21 protein-coding genes are annotated in these 25,407 nt (G+C 59.8%); 6 read left to right on the top strand and 15 right to left on the bottom strand.

The window, feature by feature from the left end:
* The first annotated feature begins 101 nt into the window (after positions 1–101).
* Both BM346_RS05570 and BM346_RS05565 read left to right on the top strand, forming a co-directional pair.
* Complete coding sequence (locus tag BM346_RS05570) at positions 102–1,892, top strand: acyl-CoA dehydrogenase C-terminal domain-containing protein (RefSeq protein WP_092009612.1); 1,791 nt, start codon at positions 102–104, stop codon at positions 1,890–1,892.
* Positions 1,893–2,027: 135 nt separating this feature from the next.
* The gene (locus tag BM346_RS05565; protein WP_092013368.1) at positions 2,028–2,291 is read left to right on the top strand and encodes a hypothetical protein; all 264 of its coding nucleotides are present in this window, start codon (positions 2,028–2,030) and stop codon (positions 2,289–2,291) included.
* Positions 2,292–2,341: 50 nt separating this feature from the next.
* On the opposite strand, the gene holA is transcribed toward BM346_RS05565, so the two are convergent.
* Genes holA through leuS form a run of 3 tightly spaced genes read right to left on the bottom strand, consistent with a single transcriptional unit; the run spans position 2,342 to position 6,500 of the window.
* A complete protein-coding gene (holA, locus tag BM346_RS05560; RefSeq protein WP_092009610.1) occupies positions 2,342–3,340 on the bottom strand; it encodes a DNA polymerase III subunit delta in 999 nt (332 codons plus the stop codon).
* A complete protein-coding gene (locus BM346_RS05555) occupies positions 3,337–3,885 on the bottom strand; it encodes an LPS-assembly lipoprotein LptE (RefSeq protein ID WP_092013365.1) in 549 nt (182 codons plus the stop codon). The genes holA and BM346_RS05555 overlap by 4 nt, the downstream gene beginning before the upstream one ends.
* Positions 3,886–3,914: 29 nt before the next feature.
* On the bottom strand, positions 3,915–6,500 hold the full coding sequence (gene leuS, locus BM346_RS05550) for a leucine--tRNA ligase (protein ID WP_092013362.1): 2,586 nt from the start codon (positions 6,498–6,500) through the stop codon (positions 3,915–3,917).
* Positions 6,501–6,672: 172 nt separating this feature from the next.
* On the opposite strand from leuS, the gene BM346_RS05545 reads away from it, so the two are divergent.
* A complete protein-coding gene (locus BM346_RS05545; protein WP_092009608.1) occupies positions 6,673–7,224 on the top strand; it encodes a zinc ribbon-containing protein in 552 nt (183 codons plus the stop codon).
* A 223-nt stretch (positions 7,225–7,447) separates the two neighbouring features.
* On the opposite strand, the gene lnt is transcribed toward BM346_RS05545, so the two are convergent.
* From lnt to miaB, 5 genes are all read right to left on the bottom strand, one after another.
* Complete coding sequence (gene lnt / locus BM346_RS05540; protein ID WP_092009607.1) at positions 7,448–8,974, bottom strand: apolipoprotein N-acyltransferase; 1,527 nt, start codon at positions 8,972–8,974, stop codon at positions 7,448–7,450.
* The gene (locus BM346_RS05535; protein WP_092009605.1) at positions 8,964–9,812 is read right to left on the bottom strand and encodes an HlyC/CorC family transporter; all 849 of its coding nucleotides are present in this window, start codon (positions 9,810–9,812) and stop codon (positions 8,964–8,966) included. Before BM346_RS05535 ends, lnt begins: the two co-directional genes overlap by 11 nt.
* A complete protein-coding gene (ybeY, locus tag BM346_RS05530) occupies positions 9,809–10,282 on the bottom strand; it encodes an rRNA maturation RNase YbeY (RefSeq protein WP_092009603.1) in 474 nt (157 codons plus the stop codon). The genes BM346_RS05535 and ybeY overlap by 4 nt, the downstream gene beginning before the upstream one ends.
* Positions 10,279–11,259 carry a PhoH family protein gene (locus BM346_RS05525; protein ID WP_092009601.1) on the bottom strand — a complete coding sequence of 327 codons (981 nt, stop codon included), beginning with the start codon at positions 11,257–11,259 and terminating at the stop codon, positions 10,279–10,281. Before BM346_RS05525 ends, ybeY begins: the two co-directional genes overlap by 4 nt.
* Before the next feature lie 315 nt (positions 11,260–11,574).
* Complete coding sequence (gene miaB / locus BM346_RS05520; protein ID WP_092009599.1) at positions 11,575–12,921, bottom strand: tRNA (N6-isopentenyl adenosine(37)-C2)-methylthiotransferase MiaB; 1,347 nt, start codon at positions 12,919–12,921, stop codon at positions 11,575–11,577.
* Positions 12,922–13,051: 130 nt separating this feature from the next.
* Between miaB and trmH the strand changes: the two genes are divergently transcribed.
* On the top strand, positions 13,052–13,759 hold the full coding sequence (trmH, locus tag BM346_RS05515; RefSeq protein ID WP_092009597.1) for a tRNA (guanosine(18)-2'-O)-methyltransferase TrmH: 708 nt from the start codon (positions 13,052–13,054) through the stop codon (positions 13,757–13,759).
* Positions 13,760–13,895: 136 nt separating this feature from the next.
* On the opposite strand, the gene BM346_RS05510 is transcribed toward trmH, so the two are convergent.
* The 4 genes from BM346_RS05510 to BM346_RS05495 form a co-directional block, all read right to left on the bottom strand.
* Positions 13,896–14,912, bottom strand: a complete 1,017-nt coding sequence (locus tag BM346_RS05510) for a nucleoid-associated protein (RefSeq protein ID WP_092009595.1) — start codon at positions 14,910–14,912, stop codon at positions 13,896–13,898.
* A gap of 481 nt (positions 14,913–15,393) precedes the next feature.
* A complete protein-coding gene (cysN, locus tag BM346_RS05505; RefSeq protein ID WP_092009593.1) occupies positions 15,394–17,052 on the bottom strand; it encodes a sulfate adenylyltransferase subunit CysN in 1,659 nt (552 codons plus the stop codon).
* A 1-nt stretch (position 17,053) separates the two neighbouring features.
* Positions 17,054–17,962, bottom strand: coding sequence for a sulfate adenylyltransferase subunit CysD (cysD, locus tag BM346_RS05500; RefSeq protein ID WP_092009591.1), 909 nt, complete (start codon positions 17,960–17,962; stop codon positions 17,054–17,056).
* Positions 17,963–18,163: 201 nt separating this feature from the next.
* Positions 18,164–18,616, bottom strand: coding sequence for a PilZ domain-containing protein (locus BM346_RS05495; protein WP_092009588.1), 453 nt, complete (start codon positions 18,614–18,616; stop codon positions 18,164–18,166).
* A gap of 448 nt (positions 18,617–19,064) precedes the next feature.
* On the opposite strand from BM346_RS05495, the gene rimO reads away from it, so the two are divergent.
* Complete coding sequence (rimO, locus tag BM346_RS05490) at positions 19,065–20,405, top strand: 30S ribosomal protein S12 methylthiotransferase RimO (protein ID WP_092009586.1); 1,341 nt, start codon at positions 19,065–19,067, stop codon at positions 20,403–20,405.
* Between the two features lie 531 nt (positions 20,406–20,936).
* Here rimO and gatB read toward each other — a convergent pair.
* The 3 genes from gatB to gatC are packed head-to-tail and all read right to left on the bottom strand — an operon-like array spanning position 20,937 to position 24,167.
* Entirely contained in the window at positions 20,937–22,385 is a 1,449-nt protein-coding gene (gene gatB / locus BM346_RS05485; protein WP_092009584.1) for an Asp-tRNA(Asn)/Glu-tRNA(Gln) amidotransferase subunit GatB, read from the bottom strand.
* Positions 22,386–22,407: 22 nt separating this feature from the next.
* Entirely contained in the window at positions 22,408–23,853 is a 1,446-nt protein-coding gene (gene gatA, locus BM346_RS05480) for an Asp-tRNA(Asn)/Glu-tRNA(Gln) amidotransferase subunit GatA (protein WP_092009582.1), read from the bottom strand.
* Positions 23,854–23,879: 26 nt separating this feature from the next.
* Positions 23,880–24,167, bottom strand: coding sequence for an Asp-tRNA(Asn)/Glu-tRNA(Gln) amidotransferase subunit GatC (gene gatC, locus BM346_RS05475; RefSeq protein WP_092009580.1), 288 nt, complete (start codon positions 24,165–24,167; stop codon positions 23,880–23,882).
* A gap of 195 nt (positions 24,168–24,362) precedes the next feature.
* On the opposite strand from gatC, the gene BM346_RS05470 reads away from it, so the two are divergent.
* A complete protein-coding gene (locus BM346_RS05470) occupies positions 24,363–25,403 on the top strand; it encodes a rod shape-determining protein (RefSeq protein ID WP_092009578.1) in 1,041 nt (346 codons plus the stop codon).
* Positions 25,404–25,407: the final 4 nt, after the last annotated feature.

Raw genomic sequence — 25,407 nt, 5'->3', positions numbered from 1 at the left:
GGGGTAGACTGTGTGTTCAGGCAGGGAATCTGATCAGCGTCCGGATCAGTAAAATAATAACCCACCATATTGATAGAATTCTGAAACAGTGGAGAAGAGGAATGGCCGACTATAAGGCTCCGTTACAGGAAATCCGTTTCGTCATGAACGAAGTGTTCGATGCGCCGGCATTGTGGGCTTCCATGCCCCGCCTGGCGGAGAGGGTCGATCCTGACACGGCTGATGCCATTATCGAGGAAGCCGGCAAGGTCACCACCAACGTGCTTGCTCCGCTCAATCGCGAAGGTGACGAGCAGGGCTGCAAGTGGGACAACGGCAACGTCACCACCCCTGACGGCTTCCGGGAAGCCTATCAGACCATTGTCGAGGGTGGCTGGAACGGTCTCGGCGGCAACCCGGAATTCGATGGCATGGGCATGCCCAAGACTCTGGTGGTCCAGTTCGAGGAGATGATGCAGGCGGCCAACATGGCCCTGGGCCTGGCGCCGATGCTTACCGCCGGGGCCTGCCTGGCTCTGGATGCCCATGGCAGCCAGGAGCTGAAGCAGAAATACCTGCCCAACCTCTATTCCGGTGTCTGGTCCGGCTCCATGGACCTGACTGAGCCTCATTGCGGAACCGATCTGGGCATAATGCGTACCAAGGCCGTGCCCCAGGAGGATGGCAGCTACTCCCTCTCCGGTACCAAGATTTTCATTACCTGGGGTGAACACGACATGGCTGAGAACATCATCCATTTCGTGCTGGCCAAGCTCCCGGATGCGCCCAAGGGTCCCAAGGGTATTTCCCTGTTCCTGGTGCCCAAGTTCCTGGTCAACGATGATGGCTCTCTGGGCGAGCGTAACGCCTTCAGCTGTGGCTCCATCGAGAAGAAGATGGGCATCAAGGGCTCCGCCACCTGCGTGATGAATTTCGACGGAGCCAGGGGCTGGCTCGTGGGCGAGGAAAACAAGGGCCTGGCCGCCATGTTCACCATGATGAACTACGAGCGCCTTGGTGTCGGCATCCAGGGGCTTGGAGCTGCCGAAGCTTCACTGCAGAGTGCCCGTGAGTACGCCTTCGAGCGGCTCCAGAGCCGTGCTCCCACCGGTCCCCAGAATCCCGACAAGGCCGCCGATCCGCTGATCGTTCATCCGGATGTTCGCCGCATGATCCTGACCATGAAGGCCTATGTGGAAGGTGGCCGTGCGTTTTCCACCTACTGCGGCCAGTGGCTGGATATCGCCAAGTTCACGGACGACGACAGCCATCGCAAACAGGCCGAGGGAATGGTTGCCCTGCTGACGCCTGTTGCCAAGGCATTCCTGACGGACCGTGGCCTCGATGTCTGCGTGATTGGCCAGCAGGTATTTGGTGGCCATGGCTATATTCGTGAATGGGGCCAGGAGCAGCTGGTTCGTGATGCCCGCATCTGTCAGATCTATGAGGGTGCCAATGGCATTCAGGCCCTGGACCTGATGGGGCGCAAGGTGGTTGGATCCCAGGGAGCGCTGTTCGAGCTTTTCGCGGAGGATATGAGTGCCTTCATCGAGAAAGAGCAGGGCAATCCGGCGCTCAAGCCGTTCCTTGAGCCACTTGCCGCCTCGCTTGAGCGGTTGTCGGACGTCACCGAGCACGTGCTGGAGCAGGCCCAGACCGATCCGAACGCCCCCGGCGCTGCCTCAGTGGATTACACCGACCTGTTCGGTCTGACGGCGCTGGCCTATATGTGGGCAAAGATCGTGGTGGCGGCTGCCCCGAAGGCCGAGAACGATACCTCGGGCTTCTATACCGGTAAATTGAAGACAGCCCGGTTCTATTATGACCGTCTGTTGCCGAAAACCGTCTCCCTGGCGGAGGGCATTCGCAGTGGCAGTGAGTCCCTGATGCGCCACGCAGCCAACGAGTTCTGATTCCGGGAACAACGCAGGAAAGTCCTTCAGGAGGCCGGCTTATGCCGGCCTCTTGTGTTTGGGAGGCATTGACACCATTTCCATAACAGGCGCATGTTAGTGTTCATGCAGTGACCCATGATCGAGGAGGTATCCATGACCATGAAAGACGACCTCAACAAACTGTCGGAAACCGTGAAGCAGTATCGGGACGAACTCCGGGTCCAGTTGCATCTGGCGAAGCAGGATGTGCAGGATGAATGGGACGACCTGGACCGTTACTGGGATCAGTTCCGCCACAAGCTCGATGAGATCCGCCACAGCAGTGATGGCGTGACCCAGGACACCCGCGACACGGCCCACAAGCTGGGGGAAGACCTGCGGGAAGGGTATGAGCGGATTCGCAAACGCTTGAAATAAAACACCTGGTAATCCCCGGGGAGCTTGACGAAATCCCCGGGTCCTGTCCTCTATTTCAGCAAAACAGCCAGATCCCCAAGATAATGCCAGGGTGGAAGATCCCCAAAACCCTTTGCCGCCCGGTCAGCCTCGCTACATAGAACCAGCGCCTGTTGCAGAGTCGGACGACTAAGGCGCCGGGCGGCCTGCTCGACGGCGCGGGCCCGCTGGGGCTGGAAGACGCCGTTTTTTTTCAGAAAGGCCGCCGGGGCTTCCCTTTTTTTCATGGCCTGCTGCAGTTCCAGGGTGATATTCAGGTCCCGTACCAGCATGGCAAGCAGGCCCAGGGGGTTCTCGCCCTCCTGGCGAAGGGTTGTGATTGCCTTCTGGGCGTGGGCTGCCTTGCCGGCCAGCAGGTCGGCGATCACTTCGAAGATGCTGAAGCGGGCGCTGTACTGCACCGCCTGCTCCACTGCGTCTTCGTTAATGGTCCGCTCAGGACTCAGCAGCGCCAGCCGGTCCAGTTCCTGGGCCGCCGCCAGCAGATTTCCTTCCAGACGCTCACTGAGCAGCTCCATGGCGCCCCTGGTCAGGGTAAGGCCACGACTCTTCGCCCTCTGCTCCAGCCAACCGGTAAACTTGTTGCCGTCGATGGGCCAGACGGTCACATGAACGCCGGTCTTCTGGAGCTGCTTGTACCATTTACGCCTGGTTTCGGCGGCGTCCAGCCGTGCACTGATGAGCAGCAGCAGGATGTCCTCGGCGGGTTGGGTCAGGGCCTGTTCTATCACATCCCGCCCGTCCCCGAGCTTGCCGGTCGGCAGATGAATCTCGATGCGGCGCTGCTCCGCAAACAGTGACATGGCGCCAATCTCGTCCTGCACCGCGCCCCAGTTCAGGTGCTGATCGGCGTGATACACCTGGCGGTCGTGGAAGCCGGCATCCCGGGCCCTGGCCCGGATCTGGTCACAGGCTTCCTGAACCAGCAGGGGCTCGTCACCGGAGACCAGATAGGCCGGCGCCAGGGATTTCTCCAGGGCCTGGGATAGCTGGCCGGGATTAATCTTCACGGACGGCTGTCACCAGGCGGCTGTTCACCTCCGGCCTCCAGAGTCCGATCGATTCGCCCCTGATCGAAGGGTGAAAGCCGGAAGCTGATCTGGCGCGCCAGGTTGTCGTACAGCTGACGCTCGATCTCCTGGCGTTCCCGACGTTTGGCCAGAACGCTGGTCTCATCGAAGCGATAGGCCTGGGAGGCGCCGACTTCGGTCTCTTCCAGCAGAGGATTTCCATCCCGGGTCAGCAGCACGATCGTCACGGTCTGACGCAGATCGTATTCAGCCGCCTCCCCCTGCAGCGTGATGGCGCTGGTGCGCTGACGCTGCCGGAAGTCTCCCAGGGAGAGAGCATAGCTGGCGTCCTGTCGCGATTCGGCTACGGCTCCGACCTGGGCCCTGACGGCCTGGCAAAGTGGGAATGGCACGCTGTCGTGGCAGTCCACCCAGAGCGGCTGGAGGGCCTCCGGTACCGGCGATGACCCCCTCAGCTGAAAGCCGCAGCCGCCAAGGGCGACCGCCAGCACTATCAGGCTCAGGTTTCTTGCATAACGGGTCATGCCGGTTCCTGCCTTGCCATTCATGGACACTAGTTGGCTACCACGTTCACCAGTTTTCCGGGCACCACGATCACCTTGCGTACGGTCTTGCCTTCGGTAAACCGGGTCACGTTCTCGTGCTCCAGGGCGAGTTTCTCCAGGTCGGCTTTCTGGATATCCGCGGGTACCTCGGTCTTGCCCCGCACCTTGCCATTGACCTGCAGGACCACTTCGATCCGGCTGCGCACCATGGCGCTCTCATCGGCGATGGGCCAGCTGGCGTCCACCACTGGCTGGTCGTGTCCGAGGGCCTGCCACAACTGGTGGCTGACATGGGGGGCGATGGGCGACAGCATCAGCACGGCGGTATCCAGAGCCTCCTGAACGACTGCGCGATCCTGCTCATCGCTGACTTCCAGCCTCCCCACCTCGTTGAGAAGCTCCATGATCGCGGCAATCGTGGTGTTGAACGTCAGACGACGGCTGATGTCATCACTGACCTTGGCAATGGTTTCGTGAGTCTTGCGACGCAGGTCCCTGCGGGTGTCGGAGAGATTGCCAACATCAATCGCTGGCACGTCGCCACCGGATACATGGTCCCTGACGATGCGCCAGAGCCGCTTGAGGAAGCGGTGGGCGCCCTCGACGCCACTGTCGGACCATTCCAGGGACTGCTCGGGCGGGGCCGCGAACATCATGAACAGGCGCACGGTATCGGCGCCGTACTGGTCGATGATGGCCTGGGGGTCGATGCCGTTGTTCTTCGACTTTGACATCTTGGTGACGCCGCCGATTTCCACCGGCTGGCCGTCCTTCCCGTAAATGGCCTTGACCACCTGGCCCTTGTTGTCCCGCTCTACGGTCACATCCGCCGGCGAGATCCAGGTCTTCTTGCCGGACTCATCCTCCCGGTAATAGGTCTCCGCCAGCACCATGCCCTGGCACAACAGCCGGTTAAAGGGTTCGGAACTGGTGACAAGACCTACGTCCCGCATCAGCTTGTGGAAGAAGCGGGCGTACAGCAGGTGCAGGATGGCGTGTTCGATACCGCCGATGTACTGGTCCACAGGCAGCCAGTAATTGGCCGCGGCCGGGTCCAGCATGCCCTTGTCGTAGTTGGGGCTGCAGAAGCGGGCGTAGTACCAGGATGACTCCATGAAGGTATCAAAAGTGTCAGTCTCAAGGGTGGCGGCCTGCCCCCTGTATTCCGTCTTCGCCCACTCCGGATCTGCCTTCAGGGGGGACTGGACACCGTCCATCTCCACATCCTCCGGCAGCACGACCGGCAGCCTGTCATCAGGGACCGGCATCTCGGTACCGTCTTCAAGGGTCATCATCGGAATGGGGGCGCCCCAGTAACGCTGGCGGGAAACACCCCAGTCCCGCAGGCGGTAGTTGACGGTACGCTTGCCGATGCCATGTTCTTCCAGGTAATCGGCGATGGCCTCGAACGCTTCCTCGCTGGTGAGTCCGCTGTATTTGCCGGACGATACCAGGGTACCCTTCTCGGTGAAGGCTTCCTCCTGCACATCCAGCTCACGACCATCACTGGCGGCGATGACCTGCTTGATGGGCAGCCGGTACTTGCGGGCGAACTCGTGGTCACGCTCATCGTGGGCGGGAACCGCCATCAATGCGCCGGTACCATAATCCATCAGCACGAAGTTGGCGATCCACACCGGAATCTCTTCCTGGGTGAGGGGATGGATGGCCTTGTAGCCGGTATCCACCCCCTTCTTCTCCATGGTGGCCATATCGGCTTCCGCCACCTTGCTGTTCCGGCACTGTTCGACAAAATCCGCCACGTCCCGGTGCTCCTGGGCTGCCGCCCTGGCAAGAGGGTGGTCGGCGGCGACCGCCATGTAGGTGACCCCCATGAGGGTATCGGGACGGGTGGTGTATACCGTCATCCCGTCATTCCGGCCTTTCAGGGGGAAGGTGAGCTCGGTACCCACCGACTTGCCGATCCAGTTCCGCTGCATGGTCTTGACCTGTTCCGGCCAGTCTTCCAGCTGGTCCAGATCGTTCAGAAGCTCTTCCGCATAGTCGGTGATGCGGATAAACCACTGGGGAATTTTCTTCTGCTCAACCAGAGCGCCCGAGCGCCAGCCGCGGCCATCAACCACCTGCTCATTGGCCAGGACGGTCTGGTCCACCGGGTCCCAGTTCACCGTGGACATTTTCTTGTAGACCAGGCCTTTCTCGTAGAGGCGGGTAAAGAACCATTGTTCCCAGCGATAGTAGTCCGGATCGCAGGTGGCCAGTTCCCGGCTCCAGTCGTAGCCAAAACCCAGCTGCCTGAGCTGCTTTTTCATGTAATCGATGTTGGCGCGGGTCCACTTGGCAGGGGCGGACCTGTTGGCAATGGCGGCGTTCTCGGCAGGCAGGCCAAAAGCATCCCAGCCCATGGGCTGCATCACATTCTTGCCCTGCATGCGCTGATAGCGGGAAATCACGTCGCCTATGGTGTAATTGCGTACGTGGCCCATGTGCAGCTTGCCACTGGGATAGGGAAACATGGACAGGCAGTAGTACTTGGGCTTGCCCGGCTCTTCCCTCACAGTGAAGGTGTTGTTGTCTTCCCAGAATGTGCGGGCATTCTGTTCAACGTCGCGGGGATTGTAGTGCTCGTCCATTCCTGCCATTGCGGTACTGTACCTTGTGTCGAACGAGGCCCTTGAAAAAGCCTCCGTCAGAAAAGAGTGTTCAAGTGGGCCGGACATTCTAACGTACTGTCGCCACAACAGGTAGCCTGCCAAAGGGCCGGCTTTGTGCCACACTTATGGAAACCGCACTGGAGGAGAGGGTATGAGCGAAAAGGGCAGTGGCAAGCAGCCAAAACAGTTGTCGAATCAGGCCCTCAAGGCCTATGACCGCATGCTGGAGCGGGTGGAGGCCCGGCTGGCGAAGGCCGAAAAGCAGACCCTGGATACCCTGCGCCATGAGATTGATGACGCAGTGGAAGTCGAAACCGAACTTCGCCGCCTGACCCGGGATGAGGCCAGCCTGCTGGCCGCCTACCTCAGGCGGGACCTTGAACACTTGGTGACCTTCGTGGAAGGCACCGGGGAAGGTCTCAGGGAATGGCTGCAGTTTGACCTGTCACTGATGGAAAACAAGCTGGAGGAACTGCTCTTTTCCATCGCCGACAAAACCCGGGTGGAGACCCTTGAGCTCAACCAGAAAATCGACAATCAGGACGCCACCCACTACATGGCCGGCGAAGTGGCCACAGCCGGCATGTTCCGGTGCCTGAACTGCAATCACATGAAATGCCTCACCGCCACCAGCCAGCTGGAACCCTGCGAGGCCTGTGAAGCACACTACTTCGAGCGGGTTACCGGCAAGTGGCCTGAGTGACTGTTTTGTCGCGGAAGTACGCGGAAAAACTGATTTAGCCACGGAATCCACGGAAAACACGGAAGAAAAGATCAAAAAAAGAAAAAAATGACTGCGGGTACAATATGCTCATTAATTTTACCCGTAGCCTTTCTCTTTTATTTTTCCGTGTCCTTCCGTGGTTTCCGTGGCTATCTATAGTCTTTTCTTTCCGCGTACTTCCGCGGATTCCGCGGCTAAAAAATCAGTTCCTGGGTATCACCCGCACCCGCACAAACACGATCAGGATCGCCACCAGGGTCAGCACTGGCCAGGAGCCGGTGTTCATGAAGGGGGTGAGGCCGGATGCGCTGTATACCTCGCCCCGCATCACGGCCCGTTCGAACTGTGGGATACGCTCTGTCACCTGACCTTTCTCGTCGATGATGGCGGTGACACCATTGTTGGTGCCACGAAGCATATACCGACCGGTTTCCAGGGCCCGCATTCGTGCCATCTGGAGATGTTGGTGGGGGCCTATGGAGTCGCCGAACCAGCCATCGTTGCTGATGGTGACCAGCATGTTGCCCCGGCGGGCGCTGAACGCGACAAAGTCCGGATAGGCCACTTCGTAGCAGATGGCCGGAGTCAGTTTGGTGTCGCCTGCTTCCAGCGGCGCCTGGTACGCCGGTCCCCGGCTGAAGCTCGACATGGGCAGGTCAAAGAAGCCGATCAGACCCCGCAACCAGTTCTCCAGCGGAACATACTCGCCAAAGGGCACCAGTTTCTGCTTGTGGTAGACGCCCTCCGCGTCCTCTCCGATCGCCATGATCGAGTTATGGAAGGTATAGTCTTCCCGGCGGTCGCTGAAGGTATACCAGGGGATGCCGGTAACCAGTGTACTGCCTGCTCCCAGTTCCGAGGCGATGTGTTCGATAATGGGGCCAGCCTGGTCCTGGGTAATGGGTATTGCCGTTTCCGGCCACAGGATAATGTCCCTGTTCCAGTCGTCTTCGGTCAGGCCCAGATAGACCACCAGCTGGTCCCTCAGGAAATCCGGATCCCATTTGATCTGCTGGGGAATGTTTCCCTGCATGGCTGCGAAACTCAGGGGCTCCTCAGCCAGATCGGTCCACTGGATCCGGTTGAGGGCCGGACCGGCCAGCCAGAGCGCGAGGGTGAGGGCAGCGACCACCCCCGCCGAGGTCCGGCGTCGCGCCTGGAACAGCCAGTACAGGGCGTAGAGTGCAGAACCGGAGCCGGCCACAATCAGGGTGATGCCGTGTACGCCCGCCACCGGCGCCCAGCCGGCCAGGGGGCCATCCACATGAGCGGTGCCCAGGTAGAGCCAGGGGAACCCCGTCAGCAGCCAGCCCCGGACCCAGTCCGCCAGTACCCATACCGCCGGAAACAGGATCAGCCGGCGGGCCGGGCTGTCTTTGCCGAGCTTGCCCCAGAACCAGAACGCCAGGCCATGGACAATGGCCACCCCCGCCACGAACAGTGCCATCAGTATGACCGCGATTGGGGTTGAAGTGTTGCCGTGTTCACTGATGCTGATGTAGATCCAGGTCACCCCGGAACCATAGAGACCGACCCCGGTGAGCCAGCCCGCCAGGAACAGGTGGCGCGTGGCCAGAGGCATGATGGTGAAGACGATCAGGGCCATGGATATCGGCCCGAGCCACCACCATTCCCATGGGGAGAGCGTCAGGGTCTGCGATGCCCCCGCAACGAGCAGCAACAGACCACTGACCCAGAGGGGAGAGCGGGCCAGCGGATTATTCGCCATTGTCCCGGGTCACCTGCAGTAACCGGATAACCCGGTTGTCGGCGTTGGCAATGGTAAAGGTGAAGCCGTTGAAACTGACGCTCTCGCCACGGCGGGGCAGGTGTCCGAATTCCTTGAGGATGATGCCGCCAATGGTGTCGAACTCCTGTTCGTCCATTTCGGTGTCGAAGAACTCGTTGAAATCTTCCACGGGGGTGACGGCTTTCACCGCCCAGACCCCATCGCCATGGGGTTTGATGTTGGTTTCCTCGTCGAAATCGTGCTCATCCTCGATTTCGCCGACAATCTGCTCCAGCACGTCTTCAATGGTGATCAGGCCGGCGGTGCCACCATACTCGTCCACCACGATGGCCATGTGGTTGCGGTTCTCCTTGAACTCCTTGAGCAGCTGGTTAAGGCGCTTGCTCTCGGGTACGAAGGTGGGCGGCCGCAGGATCTCGCGAATGCGGTTCCAGTTCAGGTCGTTGTTCAGTGCCAGGGGGAGCAGGTCCTTGGCCAGCAGCACCCCGGTCACATCATCCTGGCTGTCGCCGATGACCGGGAAGCGGCTGTGGGCCGAATCCATGATTTCCTTGAGGAAGGTTTTGGGGTCCTGAGAGGCCTTGACGGTCACCATCTGGGACCGGGGTATCATGATCTCGTCGACGCGCATGTCGATGACCTGCATGGCGCCTTCGATGATGCTCATGGCATCGGCATCGATAATATTATGTTCTTCGGCATCGCGAAGAATCCCCAGCACGTCCTCCACGGACTCAGGCTCGCTGGAGAAAGCCTGGGATATTCGCTCCAGCCAGGACTTGCTGCCCTGGCCGCGACTCGACTGATCGTCGCTCATGAGTTTGGTTCCGATTCCTCTGTCTCGTAAGGGTTGCTGATGCCGAACTGACCCAGCAACCGGATTTCCAGGGCTTCCATAAGATCGGCTTCGCTGTCCCCGATATGGTCGTAACCCTGAAGATGCAGCATGCCATGGACCACCATGTGTGCCCAGTGTGCCTGCAGTGATTTGCCCTGTTCCTTCGCCTCGCGGGCGACGACCGGCGCACAGATCACCAGGTCTCCGGCCAGGGACATCGTTATACCGGCTGGAGCCTCAAATGGGAAGGACAGCACGTTGGTGGGCCTGTCCTTTCCCCGGTACTGGTGGTTCAGCTCCCGGCTTTCCTCTTCGTCCACCAGGCGCAGGGTCACCTCGGAATCATGATCCTGCCGCCATGCGGTTTCGGCCCATCGCTGAAGCTGTTCGTCCTCCGGCAACTGATCCCCCTCGGTCGCCCGCTGGATATCCACGGTGAGGATGCTCATACCGGGTCCCTGTCGCCAAAGTCGTCATAGGCTTCCACGATACGCTGCACCAGGGGATGCCGGACCACATCAGCGGACTCGAAACGGGTGAAGCCGATTCCCGAGACCTTGCTCAAGACACTGGCAGCGTGGATCAGGCCGGAGTTCTGTCCCCGGGGCAGGTCCACCTGGGTGGTGTCGCCGGTGATCACTGCGGTAGAGCCGAAACCGATCCGGGTGAGGAACATTTTCATCTGCTCCCGTGTGGTGTTCTGGCTTTCGTCGAGAATGATGAACGAGTTATTGAGGGTTCGCCCGCGCATGAAGGCCAGCGGTGCAATCTCGATCACGCTTTTCTCGATAAGACGGGTTACCTGGTCGAAGCCCAGCATCTCGTAAAGAGCGTCGTACAACGGCCGCAGATAGGGGTCCACTTTCTGGGCCAGGTCTCCAGGCAGGAACCCCAGTTTTTCGCCGGCTTCCACGGCCGGACGCACCAGCATGATGCGTTTGACCTGCTCGTCCTTCAGGGCCTCCACGGCGCAGGCGACGGCCAGCCAGGTTTTGCCGGTACCGGCGGGCCCTATGCCAAAGTTGATGTCGTGGCTGCGTATGTTGTGGACATACTTCTGCTGGTTCCTGCCCCGGGGTCTGGCCTGGAGCTTGGGGGTCTTGATAACGACATTGCCACCCTCGAATTCTTTGGACTGGGGCAGTCGTTCAAAACCGGACTCCCGGATAAACAGGTGGACGGTTTCAGGGTGAATGTCATCGCTGGCTTCGGTTTCCCGGTACAGGTGGCGGATGACTTCGGTGGCGGCGGTGGCGTGTTCGGGTTCGCCCTCGATGCGGAAATGATGGCCGCGGCGACCGATGCGAACGTCCATGCGCCGTTCGATGTGTTTGAGGTGCTCGTCAAACTGCCCGCACAGCGCGGCCAGCCTGCGCTGGTCGACAGGGCTCAGGTCGAATTGTCGTGCTTCGGTTGTGGTAGTCAATCGTTCCTCTGGTCTGTTGTAAATCTGTGTGCCCCGGGACGAATGGCAAACTCTCCAACCTCCGCCTCGCAACCTGTTTGCAATTCGCTTCAAGCTAAGAATGGTACCCGCTCGACCATCCTTCAAGATACTGTTTGGGTTTTATTTCCGGCAGCTCGAATGCTTGGGGGCGAGGAGGGGGGACGTTTTTCTGGAACCGTCTGCAGTCAGGGATGGCTGCAGTCGAGCCCCCAGGGACGGGTTTACGGGCGTGTTCCGGAAAAATGTACCGCCTCCTCGACCGTGCGCCAGGCATGGCAGGCGCCCAAAAGGCGTTTAGTGGAGCAAATCATCAACAGGCACACCCCGTAGGGAATTCGGCAACGCCTCCCGAATCTCGACATCAATAAAGTGCCCGATCACCTCCGGATTATCATGCCGGAAGTTCACAATGCGGTTGTTCTCGGTGCGGCCGGCGTACTCGCCAGGATCCTTCTTGGACAGGCCGGTGACCAGAATCCGCTGGGTGGAGCCCACCATCTTGCGACTGATCTCCATGGCGTGCTGGTTGATGCGCTGCTGCAGGATGGCCAGGCGCTCTTTTTTTACCGCCAAAGGGGTGTCATCCGGCAGGTCAGACGCGGGGGTGCCCGGACGGGCGCTGTAGATGAAGCTGAACGAGACATCGAAACCGATATCGTTGATCAGCTTCATGGTGTCCTCGAAATCCTTCTCGGTCTCCCCGGGGAAGCCAATGATGAAGTCGGAGGAGAAACTGATGTCCGGGCGGATCCTGCGCAGGCGGCGAAGCTTGGATTTGTATTCCAGGGCGGTATGCCCTCGCTTCATGGCGGCCAGGATGCGGTCGGAACCACTCTGCACCGGCAGATGAAGGTGACTGACCAGCTCCGGAACCTTCTCATAGGCTTCGATCAGGCTGTCGGAGAACTCCACCGGATGGGACGTGGTGTAGCGGATCCGGTCGATGCCATCGATGGTGGCGATCATGGTGATCAGTTCCGCCAGGTCCATGGTGTCGCCATCATGGGTTTCACCACGATAGGCGTTCACGTTCTGGCCCAGCAGGTTCACTTCCCGCACGCCCTGGCCGGCGAGATGGGCAACCTCCACGATCACGTCGTCCACCGGCCGGCTCACTTCCTCGCCACGGGTGTAGGGCACCACGCAGAACGTACAGTACTTGCTGCAGCCTTCCATGATGGAGACAAAGGCGGACGGGCCATCGGCGCCGGGGTCGGGCAGATTGTCGAACTTCTCGATTTCCGGGAAGCTCACGTCCACCACACCCACGCCATTACCCTTGGTGCGGATCTCGGTGATCATGTCCGGCAGCCGGTGGAGGGTCTGGGGCCCGAACACCATGTCCACATAAGGCGCGCGATCGATGATCGCCTGGCCTTCCTGGCTGGCGACACAGCCACCCACGCCGATAATCAGCTCCGGCTTGTGTTTCTTGAGACTCTTCCAGCGGCCGAGCTGGTGGAAGACCTTCTCCTGGGCTTTTTCCCGGATCGAGCAGGTGTTCAGCAGCAGGATATCGGCGTCGTCCGGGGAGTCGGTCATCTCGAGCGCTTCGCCGGTCTTGAGCAGGTCCGCCATGCGGGCGGAGTCGTACTCGTTCATCTGGCAGCCGTGGGTCTTTATGTAAAGCTTCTTGGCCATGGGTCTCAACGTAAGCTGGTGAATGCTCACCCCGAGCTGGGGCGAATGGTGAATGCGATGAATGAGAAGTCAGAAAAGTAATCGGGTATTATAACCGGCTGTTCAATCCGCAACCAGAGGGCCGTAGTAAATGACCCCGGAGCGTCTCGCCCGCATCAAGCATATCCTCGACACCCGCCAGCCCGACCTCAGCGTGCTGACGGACCAGGTGCACAAGCCCCGGAACCTGTCCGCGATCATCCGTTCCTGCGATGCTTTTGGTCTGGCCAGCATGCACGTGGTGTGGCCCCGGGAGGGCTTTCGCGCCTTTCGCAAGACCGCCGGCGGCAGCTATAACTGGGTGACCACCCATACCCATCCCTCGATGGATGACGCCGTTTCAACACTGAAGGTCCAGGGCCACAGGCTATACGCGGCCCAGCTGTCAGACCGGGCGGTCGATTACCGGGAAGTGGATTTCACCGTTCCCTGCACCGTTATCATGGGAAATGAAGTGGATGGTGTCAGTGCCAGCGCCTCGGATCAGGCAGATGAGCATATCGTGATCCCGATGATGGGCATGGTTGAGTCCCTCAACGTCTCGTCCGCCTGCGCCATCATTCTGGCCGAAGCCCAGCGTCAGCGGAAACTGGCCGGGCTGTTCGACCATCGCCGACTGCCCGATGACGAATACATGCGTCTGCTGTTCCGCTGGTGCCAGCCCACCGTCAAGCGCTACTGCGACGACCGCAACCTGCCATACCCGCCGATCGATCCGGAAACCGGTGAGCTGGTCGATGGGGTAGCGTGGATGCGGGAGGTGCGCCGGCAGCGGCATCCGCACCTGGCAGAGACCTGAGCTCTAAAATAAACCGGTTTTGGCCACCAGCGACGCGAACTCACAATGACGAAAGGTCATAAGAAGTTGAATCTCTTTGTCCGTGTCGTCTGTATTTTCCGCGTTCTTCCGCGGATTCCGTGGCAGAAACCGTCACTCAGTCATTCCGGTCTTCCAGATACCGCTGCAACTGTTCCCGCAATGCCTTTGGCAGGCGGGTGATAGTGAGTGCGTCCTTATCCCGGTCGTAGTACACCGCCTGGTTGACGAGGTCCGAGGAAAAGGAAACGCTCATGCCGCCGCCAGAGCCGGCGATACGCACCAGTTTTTTGACCTTGCGGTGATCCGGATGAAGAACACCGCTCTCCGGCATTTCGGCCGTCTGGGAGGCGAATTCCCGGAAGCGTTCCGGCTGGCTCTCGTCGAGATAGCCTGACAGCGCAGAAATTTCCACCGGCTCCCCCAGGGCGTGTTGCTCCTTGCAGAACTCATAGGCCCGGGCGCGCACCTTTCCGGCCTCCTCGGGTTCGGAACTTTTGGCAAAGGCTTCCACCGCATCGAGGAAGGTGAGGGTTTCCTTTTCCACATCCACCTGGTTTGTGAAACCGCAGAGACGGATGAAGAGCTCACCGGCTTCGCCGGTACCCCGGCCGTGTACCAGGGTGAGGTAATTCTCACTGGTGTTGCCGCTCAGCCAGTCATCCAGTTCAATACGTACAGCCAGGTTGAGCCGTGACAGGCTCAGAACGTCAGTGGAGTCCAGGGCCTGGTTGCCGTCGAAGCGCAGGGCACTGTCACTTTCCAGTATGAGCAGGTACGCCACTTCGCCGTCGGCGAGCGCTTCGTGGACCAGCATCAGGTGGCCGGAAAACTCTTCCTGAGCGCCATTGAGCAATTCCTGCCACTGGCCGAACAGGCGGTCGGTGAGGGAGGCGAAGGTCTGTTTGTCCTCAAGATAGTCCTTGAGCCAGGCGCTGAAGGGATTCTCGCCAATGTCCTCGGAAAAGCGTCCATACTTCTTGCCGGGCTTGCTGTTGAACAGCCGCTTCATCTGCTTGTGCAGCATCTCGTAGTCGCCACCGGGCTCCTGCAGGGGAGCTCCCGCCTGCATTCGCGCCGGCTGACCGGGCTGATACTGACTGGCGAAAGCGACACGGAGGTGTTTGATGGCCATGGGAGGGGTATCCTTTTGTTGGCCACGGAATCCACGGAAGACACGGAAAAATAAAAGATAAAAACTAGTGTCCCGTTTGGTTAATTCGCTGATCCACTGAGCCCCTGAAAGCCTTGAGAGCAAGGCGCGGTGGTGAAGGTTTGGTGGCTCCAAATCGAGACACCGCAACACAGCTATCAAGGCTTTCAGGAGCTCCCGAAGGGCTTGCCGCTGGCGCCTCTGGACCTGTGTTGCCAGCCCTTGATGTGGAACCACCACACCTTCGGACTGGCGCCTTGGCCAGAGGCGCCAGCGGCAAGCAGTGGATCAGCGAATTAACCAAACGGGACACTAGCCACGGACGACACGGACTTCACGGACAAAAGATTTACTGCTTAAACGATCTTTTGTCTTTGTCCGTGCTGGTCCGTCTCGTCCGTGGCTTATCTTTTCTTTGTCTTTCCTTCCGTGTCCTTCCGTGGATTCCGCGGCTAAATCGTCTTTAAAGCCGCTTGTCCCGGATCAGCCCCTGGAGCAGTTCGCTCACGGCGCCCGGTATTTCCTCGTCAGTGTCCGCCGAGGTGGTGACGGTGGCGACGTCTGTACCCAGATCGACGGCAATGGCTACCAGACCGTGGGCCGCAAGCAGTTGGGCGGTTCGACGACGGTCGTCCGCCGTGCCGGCGTTGGTCTCGGTGAGAACCACGGTGGTCTTGCCCTGGTCGAACAGCGCGCGTTCTACAGCCGTGGCAAGGGCCGGGGCCTTCTTGCCATTACAGGCAATGATCGCAGGCTTCTGTGCCAGGCGGCGCTCGCGCTCTTCGGTTGTTACCGGGTCCAGAGACTCCACGCCACCTGCGATACTGGCCACCATGCCAGCGCCCACGGTCACGTTGCTCAGGCGATCAATGACAATGAAGCTGCCTGTTGCATGGTTGCGCTGGTAGGCGTCAAAGGCAATGGGCTGGCTCAGGGTCAGCTCACACAGACCAATCTCGTTCAGGGCCAGCTGGCTGGGGTTGGCGTTCTGTTCAAGCGTATTCACATCGGTCTGGTGATGGATCGTTTTCACCGTACCGGACGTGAAGGTCGGTCCCAGCTTGATGTCGTAGAGACGACCGGTCTCCAGCGGCGAGTCTGTCATCCAGACAATGTGGGCATTGAAGCGGTTACCCACTTCCGGCTCATCCTCGGCCTTGACCAGCATGTCCCCGCGACTTACGTCGATCTCATCGTTGAGGGTCAGGGTCACGGCCTGATCGATGTAGGCTTCCTCCAGATTGCCGTCAAAGGTGACCACTTCCTTGATGGAGCTGGTACGTCGGGAGGGCAGGGCCATAACCTTGTCGCCCGGACGGATCACGCCGGAGGCGATGGTGCCGCAGAAGCCACGGAAGTTCAGGTTGGGACGGGTAACGTACTGCACCGGGAAGCGGAAATGCTCCAGGTTCTTGTCCCGGGACACCTCCACCGTTTCCAGAATTTCCATCAGCGGCTGACCGGTGAACCAGGGGCTTCTCTCGCTCCGGTTTACCACGTTGTCGCCTTCCAGTGCGGAAATGGGCACAAACCGAATGTCCTTCAGGCCAAGCTTGGTGGCGAACGACAGGTAGTCGTCCTTGATTTCGTTGAAGCGCTCTTCGCTGAAATCCACCAGGTCCATCTTGTTTATGGCCACGACCACATGGCGGATACCCAGCAGGGATGCGATGTAGGAATGACGACGGGTCTGGGTCAGCACGCCGTAGCGGGCATCGATCATGACGATCGCGAGCTGCGCGGTGGACGCACCGGTGGCCATGTTCCGGGTGTACTGCTCGTGGCCCGGGGTGTCCGCAATGATGAACTTGCGCTTGTCGGTGGAGAAGTACCGGTAGGCAACATCGATGGTGATGCCCTGTTCACGCTCCGCCTGGAGGCCATCCACCAGCAGGGCCAGGTCCAGCTTCTCGCCGGTGGTGCCCATCTTGGCGCTGTCGGTCTTGAGGCTGGCCATATGATCTTCGTAGATCATCTTGGTGTCATGGAGCAGGCGGCCGATGAGGGTGCTCTTGCCGTCATCCACGCTGCCGCAGGTCAGCAGGCGCAGCAGCTCCTTGTTCTCGTGTTGCTTCAGGTAGGCCTGAATATCTTCTGCAATCAGTTCGGATTGGTGTGACATTTTAGAAATACCCTTCCCGCTTCTTCTGTTCCATGGACCCGGCCGAATCGTGGTCGATAACGCGGCCCTGGCGCTCGGAGCTGGTGGCCAGCAACATTTCCTGGATGATCTCCGGCAGCGTGTCTGCCCCGGATTCAATGGCGCCGGTCAGCGGGTAACAGCCGAGGGTGCGGAAGCGGACCGACTTCATCATCGGTGTTTCGCCTTCCTTCAGCGGCATACGGTCGTCGTCCACCATGATCAGCGTGCCGTCGCGCTCGACGACCGGGCGCTTGGCCGCATAGTACAGTGGCACGATCTCGATGTTCTCAAGGTAGATGTATTGCCAGATATCCAGCTCTGTCCAGTTGGACAGCGGGAATACCCGGATGCTCTCGCCCTTGTTGATCTTGCCGTTGTAGATGTTCCAGAGCTCAGGGCGCTGATTCTTGGGGTCCCAGCGATGGTATTCGTCCCGGAAGGAGTAGACGCGCTCCTTGGCGCGGGACTTTTCCTCGTCGCGGCGGGCCCCTCCAAAGGCAGCGTCGAACTTGTACTTGTTCAGGGCCTGCTTCAGGGACTGGGTTTTCATGATGTCAGTGTGCTTGGCACTGCCATGGGTGAAGGGTCCCACGCCCTGCTTCACGCCTTCTTCGTTGATGTGCACGATCAGGTCGAGGCCGTATTCCTTGGCTTTCCGGTCGCGGAACTCGATCATTTCCCGGAATTTCCAGGTGGTGTCGACGTGCAACAGGGGAAAAGGAAGTTTGCCCGGGTAAAAGGCCTTCCGCGCCAGGTGCAGCATGACAGCGGAATCCTTGCCAACGGAGTAGAGCATGACCGGGTTGTCGAACTCTGCGGCGACCTCCCGAATGATGTGGATGCTTTCAGCTTCCAGCTGCTTGAGATGTGTCAGGTTGTACGTGGTCATAATTCAGCTCACCGAGCGCTTGGCCAGAGGGCCAGTAACAGATAAAGAAAGGATTTTCCAAGAGAAGCGCTACTATATCAGGGGTGAGAACTTATAAGAAGATGAGCTAATAGAGTTTACCGCTATAACAATATGCGCAGGAAAGCATGGTGGTTATAGCGGATAGTGAGGTGCCGTTTGCCGATCCGGAAACGCTCTGGCTCAGACGATTCGATCGGCCATAAGGCGATGAACATACTGGTCGACGTAATCAAAGCCGCGTCCCTCAAAGTCCACGAAACGGATGCCAAGGTGGAATTCGTCCCGGGCTATGCGTCGCAGGTGGGCGATGTGGCACCGTGCAGCGAGGGAGATGGTCTGCCGGGCGATCACGGGGACCTCGAAGCGGGCGGTTACATCAATCCAGTCGCCAGGGGCGGGGGTTCGTCGACCCGGCATCAGGACGTCGGTGACTTTTCCGGTACAACGGATCAGCATGCCTGAGCGGGAAAGGTTGCAGATTTCGCATTCGATCACGGCCTGGCCGGGCCGGTTCAGGGTTACGGGCAGCTTCACATCCACCCGTTGCTGGTCTCTGAGGTTGGGCTCCGCGGCGCGGGGTTTTACCCGCAGTGGCTTCGCGTTTCCGGACTCAATGTCTAGCGGCTTTCCCATTGTCATACCCTGTTCGGTCTGATTACCCGTCGGTGGCCGAAGCTGAGTGGGCCGTTACCCTGTGTATTGACGAATCTCGGAAAAAGCCCCTGGTGCGCCTCCTGCGCCCTGAACTACAAAATCGAGTGTGGTGATTCCTTGTCGGCTGGATCAATTCAACCGGTGCCAGGCCTCTTTTTCAGAGGCTCGCAACATGGCCACGTAACTTCGGACTCATATTGGTTTTTCTTATTGCGGCCAATTTTAACTGGTTGAATTGTGACCAGCAAGATGGGGCGTCGTGACGTGCGTCATGTTATGTGGTTTTCAGGTGGACTTCTGTCACATCTGCAACGATTCGCCATTGAGGGGGCTGTTTGCGTTAAACCCCTACCCGCAAGTCTTCTTGTAAGCAGCGGCGTCCTGTAGAATCCCTGCCGGTTAAAAATTCAACGATAGCGGTTTCCTGATGACAGAAAAAGCTCCCGCCACCTCCGGTGGTAAAGTCGGATTTATCAGCCTCGGCTGTCCCAAGGCCCTGGTGGATTCCGAGCGGATCCTGACTCAGTTGCGTCAGGACGGTTACGACGTGGTTCCGACCTATGAAGACGCGGACATTGTCGTGGTCAACACCTGTGGTTTTATAGACGCGGCGAAGCAGGAATCGCTGGACGCTATCGGCGAGGCCATCAACGAAAACGGCAAAGTGATCGTCACCGGGTGCATGGGCGTCGAGGCGGACAGAATCCGTGAGACCCACCCCGGCGTGCTGGCGGTTTCAGGTCCCCATGCCTATGAAGAGGTGGTGGGGGCGGTGCATCAGTACGTGCCTCCGAGAAAGGTGCACGACCCGTTCACCGACCTGGTTCCGCCCCAGGGGATCAAGCTGACGCCCCGTCATTACGCCTACCTGAAGATTTCCGAAGGCTGCAATCATCGTTGCACCTTCTGCATTATTCCTTCCATGCGCGGTGACCTGGTCAGCCGGCCCATCGGTGACGTGATGGATGAGGCCCAGCGCCTGGTGGACGCCGGGGTGAAGGAGCTGCTGGTGATATCCCAGGACACCTCCGCCTACGGCGTCGATACCAAGTACCGGACAGGCTTCTGGCAGGGGCGGCCGCTGAAAACCAAGATGCAATCGTTGTGTGAGGCTCTGGGCGATCTCGGGGTCTGGGTTCGGCTGCATTACGTCTACCCCTATCCCCACGTGGACGACGTGATTCCGCTGATGGCGGAAGGCAAGATCCTGCCGTATCTGGATATTCCCTTCCAGCATGCCAGTCCCCGTGTCCTCAAGGCCATGAAGCGCCCCGCCCACGACAGCAAGACCCTGGAGCGGATCCGCCGCTGGCGGGAGATCTGCCCGGAGCTGACCATTCGCTCCACCTTTATCGTCGGTTTCCCCGGCGAGACGGAAGAGGATTTCCAGTACCTGCTGGACTGGCTGGAGGAGGCCCAGCTGGACCGGGTCGGTGCGTTCACCTACAGCGCCGTGGAAGGGGCGAAGGCCAACGAGCTGGAAGGTGCGGTTCCGGAGGAAGTGAAGGAAGAGCGTCTGGCCCGGTTCATGGCCAAGCAGGCCGAGATTTCAGCAGCCCGCCTTCAGGCCAAGATTGGCACCACCATTGAGGTGCTGATTGACGAGGTCGACGAGGAGGGTGCCATTGGCCGGTCCAAGGCGGATGCGCCTGAGATTGATGGCATGGTCTACCTGAATGACGAGACCGGGTTGGAGCCCGGGCAGATTGTTCGGGTGGTTGTTGAGCATGCTGATGAGCATGACCTCTGGGGTATTTTGGCCGATTGACCGTCAATTGGGCTTGATTGGTAGTTTGGAGGAAGGGCTTCGGGCTGGGGGGCTCTTTCTCCGCTGCAATTCACGGTCCTTCCCTGGACCGACCTTGCACCGCGCCATCCATGGCGCTGCTGCGAAAGAGCCCCCCAACCCGAAGCCCCCGCGAACACTGTCCCTGCCTACGAGTAAATTGGTTGGCTGTGCCTGGTTTTTTCTCGTCTCCCGAAACCATTTCTTCTACAGGCAAGGTTGGGGGCTAGTACTGCAATCGAGCAATACTTTCTTCCTAAGTGCCTATCAGCATCCAGTAATAGCTAAACGCTGTTTGTCTTTTAATCCTTGTGTCTATCATCCTCGCCGGCGTTATCTGAGTCGTTCGGCCGGGAGTGGGGTGGTATCCCTTTTGTAGCAGCGCCATGGATGGCGCGGGGCAAGGTCGGCCCAAGGATGGGCCGTGAATTGCAGCGGAAAAAGGGATACCACCCCGGTCCCAGTCCCCGCACCAATCAGTCGATCAACCAGGCCGGAAGGCCAACGCAAAAGTTACCCCAGTTTCTTCTGAAGAATCTCATTAAACAGCTTGGGGTTACCCTGACCCTTGGAGGCCTTCATCAGGGGCCCCATAAACCCACCAAGCATCTTCTTCCGCTTCTTGGGGTCTTCCTCCTGCTGATACTGGGCAACCTGATCCGGCATCTCGGCCAGAACCTCGTCCACCATCTTCTCCAGTTCCCCGGTATCGGAAACCTGCTTCAGGCCCTTTGCCTCGATAATGGCGTCCACATCATCATTCTCACCGGTCCAGAGCGCCTCAAAAACCTTCTTGGCACCGGCGGAAGAAATCGTGTTGTCCGCAATCCGAACCACCAGATCCCCGAGCTGCTTGCCGGAAACGGGCGACTGGGCAACGGACTTGCCCTCGGCATTCAGGCGCGCCGAGAATTCGCCCTGGATCCAGTTGGCCGCCAGCTTCGCGTCCTTGCCATGCTTGACCGTCTCTTCAAAGAACGCCGCCAGCCTGGAGTCACTCGCCAACAGGCTTGCATCATAGTCATTCAGGCCATACTGCTCCATGAAGCGCGCCTTGCGGGCATCCGGCAGTTCCGGAAGGCTGGCGCGGGCCTCTTCTATAAAAGCCTCATCAATCTCCACCGGCAACAGATCCGGGCAGGGGAAGTAGCGGTAGTCGTTGGCCTCCTCCTTGGTCCGCATGGAGCGGGACTCATCCCGGTCGCCGTTGTACAGGCGGGTTTCCTGGGTGATGGTGCCGCCGTCTTCCAGGATATCCATCTGCCGCTCCACCTCATGGGCGATGGCCTGCTCCATGAAACGGAAAGAGTTCAGGTTCTTGGTTTCCGTACGGGTGCCAAGCTTGTCCGACCCCTTGGGCTTCAGGGAAATGTTGACGTCGAAACGCATGGAACCCTGAGACATGTCGCCGTCGCAGATACCGAGTGAAGTGACAATGCCATGGAGCTTCCTGGCAAAGGCCACCGCCTCGGCGGCATTGTTCATGTCCGGCTCGGTCACCACCTCGATCAACGGAGTGCCCGCTCGGTTCAGGTCAACCCCGGTCATGCCATGGAAGTCCTCATGGAGCGATTTGCCGGCATCTTCTTCAAGGTGGGCATGGTGAATGCGCACCCGCTTGGTTTCGCCATTTTCCAGATCAATACCCACGTAGCCGGGCCCGACGATCGGGCGCTCGAGCTGGGTGGTCTGGTAGCCCTTGGGCAGGTCCGGGTAGAAGTAATTCTTTCTTTCAAACACCGAGCGACGCTCGATCTCGGCGTTCACCGCCAGGCCGAACATGACCGCGTAACGGAATGCCTGTTCGTTGGGCACCGGCAGGGTGCCCGGCATGGCCAGATCAACCGCGTTGGCCTGGGTGTTGGGCTCGGCGCCGTAGGCGGTGCTGGAGCCGGAAAAGATCTTGGTTCGGGTGGCAAGCTGAACGTGGATTTCCAGCCCGATCACGATATCCCATTGCATGTAAGACTCTCCTCTGTCGGGCTTATTGTGGCTCGCGCTGGTGCCAGTCGGTCACCTGCTGGAACTGATGGGCGGCATTGAGCAGCCGGGCCTCGGAGAAATAGTCCCCGATGATCTGGAGGCCGACGGGCAGGCCGTCGACAAAGCCGGCGGGTACCGACATGGCGGGTACGCCCGCCAGATTCACCGCGATGGTGAAGATGTCCTCCAGGTACATGGTCACGGGATCGTTCGTCTTCTCCCCCTGCCGGAACGCCGGCGAGGGCGAGGTGGGGCTCATCAATACGTCTACTTCACGGAAGGCACTGATGAAATCCTGCTGGATGAGACGCCGGACCTTCTGGGCCTTGAGGTAGTAAGCGTCAAAATAACCGGCGGACAGGGCGTAGGTGCCCACCAGGATACGGCGCTTCACCTCGTCCCCGAAGCCCTCGGCCCGGGTACGGGTGTACAGATCCATCAGGTCTTTCGGATCCTCACACCGGTAGCCGTAGCGAACACCGTCGAATCGGGACAGGTTGGCGGACGCTTCCGCTGGCGCGATCACGTAATAGGCGGCAATCGCAAGCCTGGCATCGGGCAGCGACACCTCCTTTACGGTGGCGCCCAGCTTTTCGTACTCTCTCACCGCGTTACGGACCTGCTCCTCCATGGCCGGGCTGAGCTGGTCACTGAAGTACTCCTTCGGCAGGCCGATCCTGAGGCCTTTAAGTGGTTCATCCAGGCTGGCGGTGTAGTCCGGCACGATGCGATCGACCGACGTGGAATCGTTCGGGTCGAAACCGGCCATCACATTCAGCATCATGGCGTTGTCTTCGGCGGTGCGGGCCATGGTGCCGCCCTGGTCCAGGCTGGAGGCGAAGGCAATCATCCCGTAGCGGGACACACGGCCGTAGGTGGGCTTGAGGCCGGTGATGCCGCACAGGGCCGCCGGCTGGCGGATGGAACCACCGGTATCGGTGGCGGTCGCCGCCGGTACCAGGCGCGCAGCGACCGCAGCCGCCGACCCGCCCGAGGAGCCGCCGGGCACCCGCTGTTCGCCCCAGGGGTTGGTGGTGGCGCCGAAATAACTGGATTCGGTGGACGAACCCATGGCGAACTCGTCCATATTGGTCTTGCCCAGGCAGACCGCGCCGGCCCGTCGGAAATTCGCGGTGACTGTGGCGTCGTAGGGCGGAACGAAATTCTCCAGCATCTTCGAGCCACAGGTGGTGCGCACGCCCCGGGTGCAGAAGATGTCCTTGTGGGCGAAGGGGACGCCGGTCCAGGGAGTGGCTTTGCCGGTGGCGCGCTGTTCGTCCGCCGCTTTGGCGTCCGCCAGGGCCTCTTCCTCGGTTACGGTGATAAAGCTGTTATAGGCGCCGTCCTCCCGCTTGATGCGGTCTAGGAGCTGCCGGGTCAACTCGACGCTGGAGATCGCGCCGCTTTCCAGTTCTCTGGAGAGTTCTGCTACGGATTTGTTATGCATGATGATTCCTGGAGTCGCGGATCAGATCACTCGATGACGCGGGGTACAAGGTACAGCCCGTTTTCAGTGGCCGGAGCGATGGCCTGGAAGGCTTCCCGCTGATCGGATTCGGTGACCTCGTCGGGACGCAGGCGTTGCACCGCGTCCAGGGGGTGGGCGAGGGGCTCGACCGAATCGGTATCGGCGGCGCTGAGCTGGTCCACCAGGTCGAGGATGTTGCCCAGGTCATTTTCCAGTGCCGAAACCTGCGCCTCATCCACCTGGATACGGGCAAGCACCGCGACTTTTTCTATGTCCGTGCGGGAAATGGTCACGTATGGCCTCCGAGGTCCGTGAAATCTCGTTAACATGAAAAACCCCTATGGTAACAGATTCCGGTATGGGGGCAGTACCCTGACGGCCCTGTAACAGCGCGTAATCGCAAGGATCATGCCTTGCCTGTGGGGGTGCTCACTGCTAAAGTTGCGGCATCATTTCCCTACTGCATTTCTCAGGTTGAAATAACGCGAATGTTGAAACGTATCCGAGGCCTCTTCTCAAGCGATCTCTCAATCGATCTTGGTACTGCCAATACCCTAATCTATGTCCGTGATCGGGGGATCGTACTGAATGAGCCTTCGGTGGTGGCAATCCGCACCAACAACGCCCAGAAGATGGTGGCTGCTGTGGGCACGGAGGCCAAGCGCATGCTGGGCCGGACGCCGGGTAATATCACCGCCATCCGCCCTCTGAAGGACGGTGTCATCGCCGACTTCGTGGTCACCGAGAAGATGCTCCAGCACTTCATCCACAAAGTGCATGAGAACAGCTTTATCACTCCAAGCCCCCGGGTTCTGGTATGTGTGCCCAGCAAATCCACCCAGGTGGAGAAAAAGGCCATTCGGGAATCCGCCCTGGGCGCCGGCGCCCGGGAAGTCTTCCTGATCGAGGAGCCCATGGCGGCCGCCATTGGTGCCGGCCTCCCGGTGGAGGAAGCCAGCGGCTCGATGATCGTGGACATCGGCGGCGGCACCACCGAAATCGCCATCATTTCCCTTAATGGCATCGTCTACGCGGAATCCGTCCGCGTGGGTGGCGACAAGTTTGACGAAGCCATCGTCACCTACGTGCGTCGAAACTACGGCAGCCTGATCGGCGATTCCACCGCGGAGCGCATCAAGCACGAGATTGGCTGTGCCTACGAGGGCGTCGAGGTTCGCGAGATCGATGTCCGAGGCCGTAACCTGGCGGAAGGTGTGCCCCGGGCCTTTACTCTCAACAGCGAAGAGATCCTGGACGCCCTTCAGGAATCCCTGGCCCAGATCGTCCAGACCGTCAAGAGCGCCCTTGAGCAGTCGCCCCCTGAGCTGGCCTCGGACATCGCCGAAAGAGGTATTGTCCTCACGGGCGGCGGCGCACTGCTCCGTGGCCTGGACAAGCTGATCAGCGAGGAAACCGGCCTGCCGGTGATCATCGCGGAAGACCCCCTGACCTGTGTTGCCCGTGGCGGCGGCAAGGCCCTGGAAGTCATCGATCGTGGCGGCATCGGTATGTTCTCCCAGGAGGGGTGACCAT

The organism is Marinobacter daqiaonensis, from assembly GCF_900115285.1.
Taxonomy (GTDB): Bacteria; Pseudomonadota; Gammaproteobacteria; order Pseudomonadales; family Oleiphilaceae; genus Marinobacter; species Marinobacter daqiaonensis.
This window is presented reverse-complemented; position numbering and strand designations above follow the sequence as displayed.

Excerpts from the sequence above, each read along its gene's own strand:
- BM346_RS05570 (WP_092009612.1), top strand. The coding sequence starts at position 102 with ATGGCCGACTATAAGGCTCCGTTACAGGAAATCCGTTTCGTCATGAAC.
- BM346_RS05565 (WP_092013368.1), top strand. The coding sequence starts at position 2,028 with ATGACCATGAAAGACGACCTCAACAAACTGTCGGAAACCGTGAAGCAG.
- BM346_RS05555 (WP_092013365.1), bottom strand. The coding sequence starts at position 3,885 with ATGACCCGTTATGCAAGAAACCTGAGCCTGATAGTGCTGGCGGTCGCC.
- leuS (WP_092013362.1), bottom strand. The coding sequence starts at position 6,500 with ATGGACGAGCACTACAATCCCCGCGACGTTGAACAGAATGCCCGCACA.
- BM346_RS05545 (WP_092009608.1), top strand. The coding sequence starts at position 6,673 with ATGAGCGAAAAGGGCAGTGGCAAGCAGCCAAAACAGTTGTCGAATCAG.
- lnt (WP_092009607.1), bottom strand. The coding sequence starts at position 8,974 with ATGGCGAATAATCCGCTGGCCCGCTCTCCCCTCTGGGTCAGTGGTCTG.
- BM346_RS05535 (WP_092009605.1), bottom strand. The coding sequence starts at position 9,812 with ATGAGCGACGATCAGTCGAGTCGCGGCCAGGGCAGCAAGTCCTGGCTG.
- ybeY (WP_092009603.1), bottom strand. The coding sequence starts at position 10,282 with ATGAGCATCCTCACCGTGGATATCCAGCGGGCGACCGAGGGGGATCAG.
- miaB (WP_092009599.1), bottom strand. The coding sequence starts at position 12,921 with ATGGCCAAGAAGCTTTACATAAAGACCCACGGCTGCCAGATGAACGAG.
- trmH (WP_092009597.1), top strand. The coding sequence starts at position 13,052 with ATGACCCCGGAGCGTCTCGCCCGCATCAAGCATATCCTCGACACCCGC.
- BM346_RS05510 (WP_092009595.1), bottom strand. The coding sequence starts at position 14,912 with ATGGCCATCAAACACCTCCGTGTCGCTTTCGCCAGTCAGTATCAGCCC.
- cysN (WP_092009593.1), bottom strand. The coding sequence starts at position 17,052 with ATGTCACACCAATCCGAACTGATTGCAGAAGATATTCAGGCCTACCTG.
- cysD (WP_092009591.1), bottom strand. The coding sequence starts at position 17,962 with ATGACCACGTACAACCTGACACATCTCAAGCAGCTGGAAGCTGAAAGC.
- BM346_RS05495 (WP_092009588.1), bottom strand. The coding sequence starts at position 18,616 with ATGGGAAAGCCGCTAGACATTGAGTCCGGAAACGCGAAGCCACTGCGG.
- rimO (WP_092009586.1), top strand. The coding sequence starts at position 19,065 with ATGACAGAAAAAGCTCCCGCCACCTCCGGTGGTAAAGTCGGATTTATC.
- gatB (WP_092009584.1), bottom strand. The coding sequence starts at position 22,385 with ATGCAATGGGATATCGTGATCGGGCTGGAAATCCACGTTCAGCTTGCC.
- gatA (WP_092009582.1), bottom strand. The coding sequence starts at position 23,853 with ATGCATAACAAATCCGTAGCAGAACTCTCCAGAGAACTGGAAAGCGGC.
- BM346_RS05470 (WP_092009578.1), top strand. The coding sequence starts at position 24,363 with ATGTTGAAACGTATCCGAGGCCTCTTCTCAAGCGATCTCTCAATCGAT.